Source organism: Mycobacterium numidiamassiliense, assembly GCF_900157365.1.
Taxonomy (GTDB): Bacteria; Actinomycetota; Actinomycetes; order Mycobacteriales; family Mycobacteriaceae; genus Mycobacterium; species Mycobacterium numidiamassiliense.
The window spans coordinates 575,751-588,620 of the sequence record NZ_FUEZ01000003.1; the positions used below are offsets into that span (position 1 = coordinate 575,751).

Genomic DNA, 12,870 nt, shown 5'->3' on the forward strand with positions numbered 1-12,870 from the left:
CGGTGCGCAATTCGAAATGGGCACGAGATAAAGTCATTTCGGCAACGGCGCGGCGAATCTTTGTTCGACCCGACGCCCGTTACGGTGTCGCGGTGCGATATCGCTGCGGCTGCAGGCCGCCGGCTTCCCGGCGTGCTGTGCTGAAATACGCTGCGGCCGCGCCGATTGTCCTCGGTTTGGGGATGGCCGCGGAGGTTCTCGTTGGCCCGGCGCGCGCACCCGCGGACCCCGCCCTATCGGCATCGGCGGTGGCGCCGGGCCACCCGGTCAACATCATCAGCCGCGCCGGGTGGGGTGCCGATGAGTCGATTCGGCGTGGAATACCGCGCTGCGGCAACGGAATTAGGGCTGGGATCGTGCACCACTCTGCGACCGGCAACGGCTATGCGCCGACCGACTCGGCGGCCATCGTGCGCTCGATCTACGAGTGCCACACGTTGACACACGGCTGGGGCGACATTGGTTACAACGCGTTGGTTGACAAGTACGGGCAGATTTTCGAAGGCAGGTTCGGCGGGATCACCAAACCGGTCGAGGGCATCCACACTGGCGGTTTCAACACCGACACCTGGGCGGTGTGCATGATCGGCGATTTGAGCCAGGCGCCCCCCACGCCCGAGCAGTTGCGGGCGGTCGGCCAGCTGCTGGGATGGCGGCTCGCGATGGACACGGTCAACCCCAACGGCACCGTCGTGCTGACTTCCGCCGGCGGCCCCAACACGCGTTTCCCGCAAGGTGCCACCCCGACCTTGCCGAGCATCTTCGCCCATCGTGACGTCGGCGACACCGCCTGTCCGGGCAACGCCGGGTATGCCTTCATGGAGCGGATTCGCGATATCGCTGCCCGGTTCAAGCAAGTGCCCAACGCACAGGATTTGGCGGAGTCGATGCAGGGCGGAGCCATCTACGCCCGCTGGCAGGCGATGGGCGGCATGACAGGCAGGCTCGGCGCACCCACGTCACCCGAAGCGCCCAGTGGTGATTCGATCCGCTACGTCGTCTTCGCCAATGGCGCGATCTATTGGTCACCGGCCACCGGCGCCCAGCCGCTCACCGGCAGGATCTACGAGGCCTGGGCCACGCTGCGCTACGAGCGCGGCGAGCTGGGCCTGCCGACCAGCGCCGAGATCGAGGAACCGGAGTGGATCGTGCAAAACTTCCAGCACGGCACCCTGAACTTCAACCGGCGAACCTCAACCGTCATGACTGTGATAGACGGGGTGGCCAGTGTGGTACCGCCACCGCCCGTGGGCGGACCGCCTGTGCAGCTTGAAAGGTTCTCCGCAGCACGCAATCCCGTCGTCTAGCTTGCACGCTACGTCGCCGGGATGCTGGCCACCAGGAGCAAAGCCGCAGACGTGGCGAGCAGCACAGGACAGACCTTGAACCACACAATCGGAGTTCGAGCGCCCGTGAAAATTGTGAGCACCGCGAGGCATACAAGTAACGCGGCTACGCCGCGATAGACGATGGCGGTGACTTGGATGTCAGCCGCAGTCGCGGTGACCGCGACCACCAGGGCGGCCATACCCCACATCGTCAAGGACTCGGCCAGCCACTCTTGGGTGAGAATACGGCGATTGTGCGCCGTGATCGGCGCGAAACTGGCCACCACCTTTTTGGTCGGTACAGCATGGGCTATGCCCCACACAGCGACCAGCGCGGCAGCTAGGTAGGCCAGCATCTGCATGAGAAACACCTTCGTCCAGATCAACGACGCTCAGGCTCAGCGCCGGGCAACATCCCCCACCATTTGATTCGACATTCTTCTGTATAGACACCCACCTGATCAGGCGACAACACTTTCTGCCAAGCCCCCCCGTCAGCGCCTGTGTGAGGGCGGCAGCATGGCCGACGCCACCATCATCGAGCGGCTGAGTTAGCAGTCTCAACCCCTAAGCGGTCCAACAGATTTCGCACCCGGCGTTCGATTTCATCGCGGATCGGTCGCACCGCGTCGAGTGTTTGTCCCGCCGGATCGGGCAGAACCCAGTCCTCGTAGCGGCGTCCGGGCACTACCGGGCAGGAATCGCCGCACCCCATCATGATCACCACGTCGACGGTTTCGAGCATGTCCATGGTCCACTGCTTGGGTTGCTCGGCAGCGATGTCGATGCCCTTCTCGACCATCGCCGCGACAGCTGCGGGGTTAATTCGGTCAGCGGGTTCGGAGCCACCCGAGTAGACGTTGGCCCGTTCCCCTGCCAGGTGCCGGAAGAACCCCATGGCCATCTGTGACCGACCCGCGTTGTGGGTACAGAGGAACAACACGGCAGGTTTAGTCATTGGTTGCTCCGGTAGACGTTGCCACGTAAGCGATTCGACGTCGGATGGCTAGGGAGACATAGACCAAGCCGACGAGTACCGGTACTTCGATGAGCGGGCCGACGACACCGGCGAGTGCTTGTCCCGAGGTTGCGCCGTAGGTCGCGATAGCGACGGCGATGGCAAGCTCGAAGTTGTTGCCGGCAGCGGTGAACGCCAGCGTGGTGGTGCGTGGGTATCCGAGCCCTAGCGCCCACCCAAGTAGGTAACCGCCCGTCCACATGGTGGCGAAGTAGGCCAGCAGCGGCAGCGCAATGCGGACGACATCGAGGGGGCGATGCGTGATCTGGTCGCCCTGCAGAGCGAAGAGGATGACGATGGTGAACAGCAACCCGTAGAGTGCCCAAGGGCCGATCTTGGGTAGGAACGCCGTCTCGTACCAAGCACGCCCCTTGGCCTTCTCGCCGAGCCGTCGCGACAGATAGCCGGCGAGCAAGGGAATGCCAAGGAAGATCAGTACTGATTTGGCGATCTGCCACGGCGAGGTATGGATGGTGGTCCGTTCGAGGCCGAGCCAGCCGGGCAATACGGACAGGTAGAACCAGCCCAGGACGGCGAACATGGCGACCTGGAATAGCGAGTTGAGGGCGACCAGGACCGCTGCGGCCTCGCGGTCTCCGCACGCGAGGTCGTTCCAGATGATGACCATGGCGATGCAGCGCGCCAGGCCGACAATGATCAGGCCGGTGCGGTACTCGGGTAGGTCAGCCAGCAGCAGCCAGGCCAGGGCGAACATGACGGCGGGGCCGAGCACCCAGTTCAGCAACAGCGAGGACAGCAGTAGCTTGCGATCCCCGGTGACGGTGCCGATCCGGTCGTAGCGAACCTTGGCCAGAACCGGATACATCATGACGAGCAATCCAACCGCGATGGGTATCGAAATACCGTCCAGCTGAACGTGATTCAACACATCGTCGATGCCGGGGATGAGGCGACCCAGGAGCAATCCGGCAGCCATCGCAGTGCCGATCCAGACCGGCAGGAGCCGGTCCAAAACCGAAAGCTTCTCGACGACAACCGGATGTACGTCTTGCCGCACCGCCTCCCTCACGAAAATGTTTCGGAATCGGCAAGTACTGCGTAGACCTCCCAGCGCTCGCCGCCAGGCGCGGTCACCCACACCTTGTCCTGGGTAGCGAAACAACACGTCGTTCCGATTTCTTCTTCGGTGAACATGCCTTCATCAGTGAGCCGGGCGATCTCGGCATGCACTGCTTCGCTGGACTCGACCTCCACGCCAAGGTGATTGAGAGTGCCTCCGTGGCCGCGGTTTTCGATGAGCACGAGCTTCAGTGGCGGATCGGCGACCGCGAAATTCGCATAGCCTGCTCTGACCTTCGCGGGCGGCGCGTTGAACAATTTCGAATAGAACGCAATCGCCTCGTCCAGGTCGTCCACGTTGAGCGCGAGTTGAGCGCGTGACAAGACGAGCCCTCCTAACCTTTGCGACTTATGTCGAACTTCCGACGACCTCGATGTTGCCACCTTTTCGATATAAGTCAATGCTTTGTGGCAAGATGGTGAACATGCCCAAGACGTTGCCCGTGGTGGATGTCTCAGCCCCGGTGTGTTGCTCGCCCGTGGCTGCCGGTCCCATCGCCGACGAGGCAGCCTTGGAGATTGCACTGCGGCTCAAGGCATTGGCCGACCCGATACGGGTCAAGCTGGTCTCGTTGCTGTTTAGCTCGGATGCGGGTGAGGTCTGCAATTGCGACTTGGCGCAAGCGGTTGGCCTGAGCGAGTCGACTGTGAGTCATCACCTATCGCAGTTGCGGCGGGCAGGCTTCGTGGAGTCCGAACGACGCGGCATGAATGTTTACCATCGTCCGCGACACGAATCGCTCACTGCCTTATGCACCGTGCTCGATCCGACCTGCTGCCCTTGATCAGGTAACGCTTCACCGACCTCGCGACGGCGTCACTGCCATTTCGCGAGAAGTCCGTTCCCATGTGGCGTATGCACGCATCCTGGCAGCTAACCCGGCCTAGCAACCACATTCCTGGCCGCGCCAGGCTTCAAAGCCTTCCCGGGTCGCAACGGCGGCGATGACGAGTCCGATCGCTGGATCCAGCCACCAGCCGCCCGGCCAGACAGCGATGACGGCCAGTGTGACCAGCACAGCAGCGGACTGGGCGGCGCACAGATAGTTCTGTGTCCCTTCACCTTTGGTGGCTGCCGAGCCGAGCCGCGCACCCAGCCTCGTCTTCGCCCTGCCCAGTATCGGCATCAACAACAGCGCCGCAGCGGTCAGCAAGATCCCGACGACCGCCGGTTCGGGCTGCCTGGCGGTAAGCAGGTGACGGACCGATTCGACAGCGATGTAGGGAGCGATCAGCCAAAAGGAAATGGCGACACCACGCTGTGCCAGGCGCTCCGCATGTTCCGACAGCGTGCGCGAACCCGTAAACCGCCACACGACAATCACACTCGCCAAGCCTTCGACCGCACTCCCGAGTGCCCAGCCGATCAGTGAGATTGATCCGGCGACGATTCCCTGCCACAGACCGACCGCGCCCTCCACGCACATCCAAACCAGGCTGAACCAGGCGAGGCGGCGTGCCCAGCGTGCGGCCGCTACCCACTCGGCGTTGTGGCGACCGGGCTGGCTGGCTGTCGCGCAGCACTCGCAATCCTGCGCGCAAACATCACCCATGACGTCAAGGGTAAATGCTGCAGAGCCTGCGTGGAGCACGAAACCGTCGCCGAACGCGGTGCGGCGCGCTGGTATTGTCCCCGTTCATGCCGACGGCTAACGGGGTCGCGCTGCACTATGAACGCGTCGGTCGCGATGACAGGGTCACTGACGCCACACTGCGCGTCTACGAGAACAGCGGCCACCTCTTCTTGCTGCAGGATCCGGCCGCATGGCCGGAAATCGCCGCTTTTTCAGCGGCCTGAGCGAGGGGTGGCCCAGTTGGCTCCACGTGACGATGTGGTTGCGCGTCAGTATCATCGGTGGGCCTACCCGGTGCCGATCGACGATCTCGCCGAGTGGAGCGCCAATAATTTCTCCTGGATCGACCCAGTGCACGCCCATCGAATTTACTGGCCCGATCGCGAATACAACCAGGACATGGACATTCTCGTCGCCGGATGCGGCACCAATCAGGCGGCCTGCTTTGCCTTCACCAACCCGTCGGCCAAAGTCGTCGGCACCGACGTCAGCCAACCATCGTTGGACCACCATCAGTACCTGAAAGACAAGCACGATCTGAAAAACCTTGAACTGCAACTACTCCCGATCGAAGAGCTCGCAACCTTGGGACTCGACTTCGATCTCGTCGTATCGACCGGAGTGCTGCATCACTTGACCGACCCGAGTCAAGGAATGGCGGCAATGGCCGGATGCCTCCGCCGGGATGGTGTCGTGAGCGCGATGGTCTACGGAAAGTACGGGCGCATCGGCGTCGACTTGCTGGCCTCCGTATTCAGCGAATTGGGCCTGAGCCAAGACATCTCGTCGGCGCAGGCGATCAGGGAAACCATCGCCGTCCTACCGGCGGACCACCCGGTCAAGAGCTATGTGAAGTACGCCTGGGACTTGAATTCTGATGCCGGGGTGGTGGATACGTTTCTGCATGCGCGCCAGCGCAGTTATTCGGTCGAGGAATGCCTGGACCTGATCGCGTCGTCGGGGCTCGTGTTTCAGGAATGGTTTTTCAAGTCGGGGTATTACCCGCACCAAGGTTTCGCGCTGCCCGACAGGCTGTCGTGGGCCCTGAAGGCCCTGCCGCACGTCGAGACATGGTCGTTGATGGAACGCCTTCAGGCCTCGACGAAATGCCACTATTTCGTGGCATGCCGTCCCGACCGCCCGACCGAGAACTACGCCATCGACTTCGACAAAGTGGAAGCCCTCGACTACATCCCCACCATGCGAGCGGGGTGTGGCGTCTCCGGCAGCGACGTCGTGATGCCGCACGCAAGGATGCCGCTGAGCGCAGTGCAATTGCCGTTCGCCCATCTTATCGACGGACGCCGGACGATTCGAGAAATCACCCGACGTGTGGCCCGGGCATCGGGTACCGAACTCGCCGACGTTGAGTCCAACGCACGCAACGTATTTGAGAATTTCTGGCAGCTGGATCTATTGGCGATGGGACGCCTTCCCTGCGCTTGACCCGTGTGGCGCTCAGCCCACCCGGCGGCGCTCGGGGAACGGCCACCACACCCGGGCGGACGGGAAAACCTGCAGACGCGCGATGCGCAAGGAGCCGATGATCAGCACCGTGGCAAGCGGCAACTCGCCCAGTGCGGCGGTCAATACCGACACAACGATGTCGCCACGCTTAGCGGTCAGCACGTCGAACCAGGCATCGCACACGAGCAGAACGCCGGTCGCGAACGCAAACAACGTCAGCAGGTGGTGACGGATGAAGCCGAGCACCGCGGTCGCCACCATTAACGCCACCAGCAACAGATCGAAGCCGACCCAGGTCAACCACCAATGCTGCGCGTTGTAGTTCTGCGGCAGGGTCAGTCCCAGGTAGACAGTCCATGGGATCAACGCGATCGCGGAGCACAGCGACAGCCATTCGCGGATGCGCCGGATCTGGCCCGATCGTCGTGACCGCATCACTGACTACTACCAGCCCACGGATCATCTTCCAACACAAGCACCCCGCCGACCAGGGAACTCGAGCGTTCACTGGCCAAAGCGCTGCGAGCACACCCGCGGCCGGATAACCTACGCCAGGCAGGTAAGGGGGGACGTTGAGTGAAGTGAGTTCGCAGACTCACGCATCGAGGCGCCGTGCGGTCGGCGGTGTGGCTGTGTTGGGTGTTGCGATGGTCCTTGCCGCGTGCGGCTCCTCGGGGACGCCCTCGGGTTCGTCATCCTCGGGCGTGGTCACCACGATTTCGGGCAATGAGACCTGCGCGGGCCAGTCCGGTCAAAATGGTGCGTCGCCAGACTCGTACCGGGAGCAGTACGCGACCGGGATGGCAAAGCAGCTCAAGGCGACGATCTCGACGTACCTGACGGCGGTCCAGTCGGGCGATTCTCAGCGGGTCGCCGATGCGGCAGGGGCCCTGGCCGCCGAGATTCGAGCGGACGCACGCTTGGTCAACATTCCCCGGTTGTACGGCTGCTACAACGCGAAGGTGTTGGCCAATCTGCAGAAGGCGACCGACACGCTTGCCACCACGCTCGACGCCCTGTCGTGTGCCGGTGTCAACATGTGCAACAAGACTCAGTCGGAAGTTCCGCGTCTTCTCGTGCAGGAGAAGCCGCAGGAACGAACCTATGTCGAAGCCGTCAATGCCTACGCCGCCCAATTCGGTGGCGAGCAGCTGGCATTGCCACCTGCCCCGACCACCTAAGTCATGCCGCGTATCGGTGCGCCCTTCCCCACCGAGACTTCGGCCAGCGCGGCTTGGTGTAAACCGGCGAGATGTTTCCAGTACAGCCAGCCATCGACGGCCCGGCGCTGTGCAGCCGGGTCGGCTGCCGTGTAAGCGTCGTTGCCGGCGAGTTCCTGAGCGTGAGCGACGTAGGCATGAAAAGCCTGCAGGTGCGGCGTCTGGCGACGGGGATCGTCGTAGGCCATGGTTTTCATCACCGGCAGCCACAGTCTGAAGCGCTGATCAGCGGGCGGGGCGGCATCCGCCGGCGGTGGCGGCAGCACGGCGAGCAGATGCACATCCGGGGTCTGCGCCAGCCGCTCGGCGGTCGCTGGATCCGCCACCGCCAGTCGAGACCGGCCGACCATCTCCCCGCTGTCGGGGATGTCATCGACTTGCAGCAAAATCTTGGCCACATCCGGATTGGAATCGGCCAGCTGCTCCGCAGTAGCGATCAGCGCGCGCAACTTGACGTTGTGGTGAACCGCCCACCCCTGCACGGCCAGTGCCGGGTAGGTGACCCAGCTCGCCCGCTCGCCGGCAGAAATCGCCTTGTCCGCCGTGGCCATATGCACCTGTTCGGGCAACTGCACCCCATCCGGGATGTAGGCCAACCCATAGCTGTTGGCCACCACGATCGCGCCGTCGGTGGTCAGTCCGGTGACCCAGAAGAACCCGAGGTCCGGCTCCTCGTCGTCGACTGGCGCGTTCAGCGCCGCCGCGAGGCGCCGCGCCGATTGCATCGGATCGGCACCGCGTCGGCGCGCGGCATCAGACCTGGCGGCCTCGGCAATCGCGTCGCGTTCGGCCCTGGCAGGCGACACTGGAATCACCGCTGCCGCAGCGCCTTCCCCTGGTTGAGACCGATCGGTCGAGCCCCGGCGGGCGGCGGCCTCGCTCCGCGCGGGAACGCGGGCGGCGCCCGGCGGGGGCCCGACCGTAGGGCTGCGCGCGGGGATGGCGCCCCGTGAGCGGGGGGTCCGCAGGCGCCTTGCCGGGGGGCCAGGGGTGCACGGTCGGGGCGCCGACGGCCCCGGGCCCCGGCGCGCCCGGGCGCGGCGCCATCGGCATCGCCGGCATGCCAGTCGCACTGGCGGGCGCCACCCGAGGTGAATCATCTTGCACCCCAACGCCCGGCGAGTGCCCGTCCGACAAAGGCTGAGCAGCTGGGCCTGCGTCGCCATCACGCGAATCTTCCGATGGCGTGGAAGCAGCCGAATTGCGCTGCGTCGCCGGACTTTTCGTCCCCATGCCCGGCCCCGCCGGGCTGGGCACGCCGACAGGCGAGCCCGGCGTCCAGGCAGGAACCCCCGGATTCAACGGCAATACACCCTTAGGAGCCTCCGGCGCAGCAACCGGCGGGACGGCAGGTCCACTAAGCGGCGGAACCTTCGGCCCCGGTTGCGCGGGATCGGTCGCCGACGGGACGTCATCTCCGGGAGTCGTTGGGACAGGCGAGGATTCGTCCGGAGGTGGCAGCTTCTGGTCCAGCAAGTCCTGAAGCGCGCTGTCTGGCGGTTTCCATGCCTTAGTTCCCAGGATCCGTGCGGCGGTCATGACGACGACGTCGGAATTTGCGCCCCGCGTTGCGGTAACCACCGCCGCGATCGCGGAGGCCCGTTGGTCGGCGGTCAGCTTGGCATTTTTCTGCACGGCGTGGATTTGCTCGTGAGCAGCCTCGACGTTGTCGATGATGTCGAATTTGGCTTGCAGAATCGAGCCGGCGATATGCCGGTGCCAGGTGATCACGGTCGCCAGACCTTCTAACAGCGCCGTCAACGCATCGACGCCTGTCCCCAACTGGCGGTCGGCGGCGGTGGCGGCGCCACCTGTCCAAACGCCGCCGTCGAAAATGTCGAGCTGCTCACGGCGGCAGTGGTCGGACACGTCGGCGACCTGTCGCAGCACGTGCATGTACCGTTCGGCCCGCTCATAATTGGCGTCCTCGCCGGCCTCGGGCCACCCTTCCGGGGCGAGCATCTGCTCGGCATAATCACCCGTGGGCCGCGCCAACCCCATCGCCTGCTCCTCAAAAAACGCCGCACGCGCCGATCGGGTCGGCGAGCCTACCTGGAGGATCTCACCCGTCTACGGCTTGGGCACGTCCTTAGCGCTGCGCAAACCAATGACGCCCTCGGTCCACGCCCGCTCTTCGGTGTAGAGCGACTCGTCTTCTTCCCCCTGCACGCGCTTGCCCTTACCGGCATCCTTCGCACCCCCGGCCGGAAGGCCGCCGCCACCCATGCCGCCGCCCGTCACGCCGCCGACGCCCGGGACGCCACGGCCCAGATTTCCGGATCCGGCGCCCGCCGCGGCGGCCTTAGCCGTCGCGCCGTCATCGCCCCAGGACTGCAATGGCGCGCCCGGCACACCAGCCCCGCCGAATGACGCCGGCTTGACCCCCCCGCCGCTCGACAGCTTCGGCGCTCCTTGGCCTTTCAGGTCTTTCAGGGCATCGGCCAGCTGTGGGTCACCCGCCTGGGGGGTCGACGGCATCGACGGCATCGACGGCATTGACGGCATCATCGGCATTCCGCTTCCGGAGCCATCGGGTGTCGGACCAGGTTCGGGTTCGGGCTTGGGGTCTGGCGGTCTCGGCGGGGGGCGCAAATTCTTTTCCTGCTTTTTTTCCAATTCCTCTTGTTCTTTCCGCTTTCTCTCGTCCTCCTCCCACTGCCAGTAGTCGTCGGGGGACGGTACGAATGGTTTCGGGGGCATCGGCTTGGGGACCACGTCGGCGGCTTTCCCCACGTTCGGGGGCGCCGTTGGCTGTATCGGCCCCCCACTGACTACAGATTGCCGGTATGCCTCGAGTATCTCCGCCGAATCCTTCGTCACGCCCGTATAAAACCTTTTAAACCATTGCTGCCGCGTCTGATCGTTCCAATGCGCCTGCATGAAGGCATCCAATTCTACAAAGGTTTTGTATTTGAATTGGATAACACCGTCAGCCTTAAAATCCCCCCCGGGAACATGTTTGTCGACGGCCACCTTATGCGCCCGCACGATCCCCTCTGCCCGTTGAGAAATCTGCCGGCACACTAGCGCCATGCTGGTCAGCCAATCTGACTGCAGGGCGAAAATGTCCTCAACCTTCTTGCACGCGCCGACAATGTCGTCGCCTTCCCATTCTCGAAATCGGTCGAACCGGTCGCAGGCGTTCCGCAACGCGGACTCGTACCCCTGCCACTCTCTCGCAAAGCGAGTCAACGACACGCCCTGATCGCCTTGCTCGAGTTCCAACGCTGCTTGTTCGACAGTCACGAATTCGACTGGCAGGTCATGATGCTCGGTGAGAACGGGACGGTCGCCAAGCATTGTGGGTCCGAAGTCCCCATTCGCGAGCCTGGGCACGACCGCCTGCGGCACGGACGTTTCGTTCCCAATGGCCGCCGCGCTCTCCTCGTCCGCAAGCTCGTAGGCAAAGGCAGCGTTCCGCAGCGCCTCCGCCAGCGTTTTCCACCCCGCTTGCGCATAACCAAGCATCTTCCGCATCTGGTCAGCGGCGATGCCCAGATCTGTGGCCGGCGTCCGAACCAGACCAAGGGCGCACGGCGGCTGGGGGTTTTGGGTTGGCCAGGCCGGGAGCGGTTGCTCCAGCTTGTTCGCTCGGTCTAGGAGTTCTTGGTGGACCACCCTCAGCGAACCTGGCATGGCGGATCATCTCCTCGCTGCAATCGGGCATGACGAAAGGAGCTGGCGACCATCGTCGCTGAAATTTCATCACACCTGCGCACCGGCAACTAGCGAATCGCCAACGTCGGTCACAGGTCACCTAAACGCCTCTTCGATGACGCCTCGACGTCACCGGGAGTTAGCCTAACCCGGGGCTGCAGCACCCCCGCGCACCAAAATCCTTAGCGCGGCAACGCTACTCAGACCGGCTACGCGGCGAGGTCGCCCTCAGTGCGCCCGGCCGCCGCCGCGGCTTTCTTGCGTCGCCGCCAACCACGCACCGTGGCGATGGCGGTCTTGAGCCCGCGCCGCCGCCCGGTCGCCGGGTCGGTGCCGGCGAAATCGGTTCCCAGTTCGGCGAACATCCGCTCGCTGCGGGTCTCCGGCGCGTTGTCGGCGTTGTCGAGCAAGTACTTGTTCGGCACCGAGAGCTTGGCGATGGTGCGCCACGTCTTGCCGTACTGCACCAGGAATGGCCCTGTGGTGTAAGGCAAGTCGTACTTGTCGCACAATGCGCGCACCCGCACCGAGATCTCATGGAGCCGGTTACTCGGCAGGTCGGGGTACAGGTGATGTTCAATCTGGTGGCACAGGTTGCCGCTCATGAACCGCAGCAGCCAGCCGCCTTCGAAGTTGGCGCTGCCCAGCATCTGGCGCAGGTACCACTCGCCCTTCGTCTCGCCGACCATGTCGGTCTTGGTGAATTTCTCTGCGCCATCGGGGAAATGGCCGCAGAAGATCACCGCGTTGGCCCACACGTTGCGGATCACGTTGGCCACCGCGTTGGCCTTCAACGTCGACGTGTAGGTCGCACCCGGCGACAGCGAGGTCAGCGCCGGGAACGCGACATAATCCTTGAGCACTTGACGACCGGCCTTGGCCAGGAACTCTTCGGTGCGCTCCCTGGCGTCGTCCTGATCCATCCGCTTCTTCAGCATCCTGCCGATTTCCACGTGCTGCAGGCCGACACCCCATTCAAAACCAAGGGCCAGCAACGTGTTCCACACCACGTTGAAGAGGTTGTATTTCTTCCAGCGCTGATCGCGGGTGACGCGCAGCATGCCGTAGCCGACATCGTCGTCCATCCCGAGGATGTTGGTGTACTTGTGGTGCACGAAGTTGTGCGTGTAGCGCCAGTGCTTGGACGACCCGCTCATGTCCCACTCCCACGACGAGGAGTGAATCTCGGGGTCGTTCATCCAGTCCCACTGGCCGTGCATGACGTTGTGGCCGATCTCCATGTTTTCGATGATCTTGGCCACGCCCAATGTCACCGTCCCAGCCCACCAGGCCGATCGCCGCGAACTGGCGGCCAGCAGCAGCCGGCCGCTCACCTCCAGTGCGCGCTGGGCTGCGATGGTGCGACGGATGTAGCGAGAGTCGCGCTCGCCACGCGAGTCTTCAATGTCCTGGCGGATGGCATCCAGCTCAACGCCCAGGCTCTCGATGTCGGCGTCCGTCAGATGGGTGAATACGTCGACGTCTGTGACTGCCATCGTCGTCCTCCCTATGCGGTCGTTCTCCGG

11 protein-coding genes and 2 pseudogenes are annotated in these 12,870 nt (G+C 64.0%); 4 read left to right on the forward strand and 9 right to left on the reverse strand.

Annotated elements, in window-relative coordinates; all coding sequences use genetic code 11:
* Positions 1-119: 119 nt before the first annotated feature.
* Positions 120-1,307: pseudogene (locus MNAB215_RS02545) on the forward strand (N-acetylmuramoyl-L-alanine amidase); the annotation flags it as partial.
* An 8-nt stretch (positions 1,308-1,315) separates the two neighbouring features.
* Here MNAB215_RS02545 and MNAB215_RS02550 read toward each other — a convergent pair.
* From MNAB215_RS02550 to MNAB215_RS02565, 3 genes and pseudogenes are all read right to left on the reverse strand, one after another.
* A complete protein-coding gene (locus MNAB215_RS02550) occupies positions 1,316-1,690 on the reverse strand; it encodes a hypothetical protein (protein ID WP_131829074.1) in 375 nt (124 codons plus the stop codon).
* Between the two features lie 173 nt (positions 1,691-1,863).
* A pseudogene (gene arsB / locus MNAB215_RS02560) lies at positions 1,864-3,376 on the reverse strand (ACR3 family arsenite efflux transporter).
* Positions 3,373-3,750, reverse strand: a complete 378-nt coding sequence (locus tag MNAB215_RS02565) for an ArsI/CadI family heavy metal resistance metalloenzyme (RefSeq protein ID WP_077077321.1) — start codon at positions 3,748-3,750, stop codon at positions 3,373-3,375. Before MNAB215_RS02565 ends, arsB begins: the two are co-directional and overlap by 4 nt.
* Positions 3,751-3,851: 101 nt before the next feature.
* Between MNAB215_RS02565 and MNAB215_RS02570 the strand changes: the two genes are divergently transcribed.
* Positions 3,852-4,211 (forward strand): Rv2640c family ArsR-like transcriptional regulator, encoded by a 360-nt coding sequence (locus tag MNAB215_RS02570; protein WP_077078355.1) that lies wholly within the window; start codon positions 3,852-3,854, stop codon positions 4,209-4,211.
* Positions 4,212-4,310: 99 nt separating this feature from the next.
* Here MNAB215_RS02570 and MNAB215_RS02575 read toward each other — a convergent pair whose 3' ends face one another.
* Positions 4,311-4,979 carry a cation efflux transmembrane domain-containing protein gene (locus tag MNAB215_RS02575; RefSeq protein WP_077077322.1) on the reverse strand — a complete coding sequence of 223 codons (669 nt, stop codon included), beginning with the start codon at positions 4,977-4,979 and terminating at the stop codon, positions 4,311-4,313.
* A 117-nt stretch (positions 4,980-5,096) separates the two neighbouring features.
* Here MNAB215_RS02575 and MNAB215_RS02580 point away from each other — a divergent pair, with 117 nt between their 5' ends.
* Complete coding sequence (locus MNAB215_RS02580; protein ID WP_245830111.1) at positions 5,097-6,446, forward strand: class I SAM-dependent methyltransferase; 1,350 nt, start codon at positions 5,097-5,099, stop codon at positions 6,444-6,446.
* 12 nt (positions 6,447-6,458) lie between these two features.
* Here MNAB215_RS02580 and MNAB215_RS02585 read toward each other — a convergent pair whose 3' ends face one another.
* Positions 6,459-6,902, reverse strand: coding sequence for a hypothetical protein (locus MNAB215_RS02585; protein ID WP_108637517.1), 444 nt, complete (start codon positions 6,900-6,902; stop codon positions 6,459-6,461).
* Positions 6,903-7,093: 191 nt separating this feature from the next.
* Between MNAB215_RS02585 and MNAB215_RS02590 the strand changes: the two genes are divergently transcribed.
* A complete protein-coding gene (locus tag MNAB215_RS02590; protein WP_131829075.1) occupies positions 7,094-7,648 on the forward strand; it encodes a hypothetical protein in 555 nt (184 codons plus the stop codon).
* Here MNAB215_RS02590 and MNAB215_RS02595 read toward each other — a convergent pair.
* The 4 genes from MNAB215_RS02595 to MNAB215_RS02610 all read right to left on the reverse strand — a co-directional run bounded on the left by MNAB215_RS02595 (position 7,645) and on the right by MNAB215_RS02610 (position 12,840).
* Positions 7,645-8,412 (reverse strand): hypothetical protein, encoded by a 768-nt coding sequence (locus MNAB215_RS02595; protein WP_165691519.1) that lies wholly within the window; start codon positions 8,410-8,412, stop codon positions 7,645-7,647. The genes MNAB215_RS02590 and MNAB215_RS02595 overlap by 4 nt on opposite strands.
* Positions 8,413-8,440: 28 nt before the next feature.
* A complete protein-coding gene (locus tag MNAB215_RS02600) occupies positions 8,441-9,688 on the reverse strand; it encodes a hypothetical protein (RefSeq protein ID WP_083745986.1) in 1,248 nt (415 codons plus the stop codon).
* 69 nt (positions 9,689-9,757) lie between these two features.
* The gene (locus MNAB215_RS30455; protein ID WP_077077324.1) at positions 9,758-11,323 is read right to left on the reverse strand and encodes a PPE domain-containing protein; all 1,566 of its coding nucleotides are present in this window, start codon (positions 11,321-11,323) and stop codon (positions 9,758-9,760) included.
* A 230-nt stretch (positions 11,324-11,553) separates the two neighbouring features.
* The gene (locus MNAB215_RS02610; RefSeq protein WP_077077325.1) at positions 11,554-12,840 is read right to left on the reverse strand and encodes a fatty acid desaturase family protein; all 1,287 of its coding nucleotides are present in this window, start codon (positions 12,838-12,840) and stop codon (positions 11,554-11,556) included.
* Between the last annotated feature and the right edge of the window lie 30 nt (positions 12,841-12,870).

What these genes read in the sequence shown, in the direction of transcription:
- MNAB215_RS02550 (WP_131829074.1), bottom strand. Translation starts at nt 1,690, where the DNA reads ATGCAGATGCTGGCCTACCTAGCTGCCGCGCTGGTCGCTGTGTGGGGC.
- MNAB215_RS02570 (WP_077078355.1), top strand. Translation starts at nt 3,852, where the DNA reads ATGCCCAAGACGTTGCCCGTGGTGGATGTCTCAGCCCCGGTGTGTTGC.
- MNAB215_RS02575 (WP_077077322.1), bottom strand. Translation starts at nt 4,979, where the DNA reads ATGGGTGATGTTTGCGCGCAGGATTGCGAGTGCTGCGCGACAGCCAGC.
- MNAB215_RS02580 (WP_245830111.1), top strand. Translation starts at nt 5,097, where the DNA reads ATGAACGCGTCGGTCGCGATGACAGGGTCACTGACGCCACACTGCGCG.
- MNAB215_RS02585 (WP_108637517.1), bottom strand. Translation starts at nt 6,902, where the DNA reads ATGCGGTCACGACGATCGGGCCAGATCCGGCGCATCCGCGAATGGCTG.
- MNAB215_RS02595 (WP_165691519.1), bottom strand. Translation starts at nt 8,412, where the DNA reads ATGCAATCGGCGCGGCGCCTCGCGGCGGCGCTGAACGCGCCAGTCGAC.
- MNAB215_RS02600 (WP_083745986.1), bottom strand. Translation starts at nt 9,688, where the DNA reads ATGGGGTTGGCGCGGCCCACGGGTGATTATGCCGAGCAGATGCTCGCC.
- MNAB215_RS30455 (WP_077077324.1), bottom strand. Translation starts at nt 11,323, where the DNA reads ATGCCAGGTTCGCTGAGGGTGGTCCACCAAGAACTCCTAGACCGAGCG.
- MNAB215_RS02610 (WP_077077325.1), bottom strand. Translation starts at nt 12,840, where the DNA reads ATGGCAGTCACAGACGTCGACGTATTCACCCATCTGACGGACGCCGAC.